1 protein-coding gene and 1 pseudogene are annotated in these 881 nt (G+C 66.1%); both read left to right on the plus strand.

All coding sequences use genetic code 11. The annotated features are described in order from the left end of the window. On the plus strand, positions 1 to 520 hold a 520-nt coding region (locus tag C6P64_RS17540), incomplete at its 5' end, for an IS66 family transposase (protein WP_146115978.1). Next, positions 517 to 881: pseudogene (locus tag C6P64_RS17545) on the plus strand (hypothetical protein); the annotation flags it as partial. The gene C6P64_RS17540 and the pseudogene C6P64_RS17545, both read left to right, overlap by 4 nt.

Below are 881 nucleotides of genomic sequence, written 5' to 3' on the forward strand. Positions count from 1 at the left end.
CGCGGCACAAGCGCTCAGACGCATTGCCGAGCTGTATGCGATCGAGCGCGACATCCGGGGTCAAGTCCCTGAGGTCCGACGCGCGCAACGCCAAGCGCGGGCGAGTCCGTTGCTGCAGGATATGCACGCCTGGCTGAGCCAACTGCTGGGACGGGTGTCGGCCAAATCGGAGTTGGCGCAAGCCATCGGCTACAGCCTGACGCGCTGGAGGGCCCTGACACGGTATTGCGACGATGGCCGCATCGAAATGGACAACAACGCGGCCGAACGGGCGCTGCGTGGTGTCGCCCTGGGCAGGGGCAACTACCTGTTCATGGGCTCTGACGCGGGCGGCGAGCGCGCGGCCGCCATCTACAGCCTGGTACAGACCGCCAAGCTCAACGGGCTCGACCCCGAGGCATACCTGCGCGAGGTGCTCGTCCGTATTGCCGAGCACCCCATCAATCGCATCGAAGAACTGTTGCCCTGGAACCTGACGGCGATCGATACCGGGCATGTGGAACAACGGCTGGCGGCATGAGCGCGCCCAGCATTGACGCGCGGGTGCTCGAAGCCCTGCAGCAAGCCAGCAGCCTGGAGTTGTACCAGCTCAGCACGGTCATCGAACGCCTGCTGGCTGACCCGCGGCGCATCCTTGCCGTGCGCAAGGACCTGCATCTGGGGCAGACCGTGCGCTTTATGGACTGGCGCGATGGCAGTCTGCGCGAGGGCAAGGTCGTGGCCATGCGCGACACCCAGGTCACGCTGCACGAGTTGCGCGAACGCCGTGAGTGGAAGTTGCCTTACGCAGCCATTGAGCCGCCGCAACCCAACCCAGCGGTGCATCCCCAGGCAGCAGAGCCAGAGCCGCCCCAAGCCCCTCAGCCAACCCGCGACGACTT

The organism is Malikia granosa (genome assembly GCF_002980595.1).
Taxonomy (GTDB): domain Bacteria; phylum Pseudomonadota; class Gammaproteobacteria; order Burkholderiales; family Burkholderiaceae_C; genus Malikia; species Malikia granosa.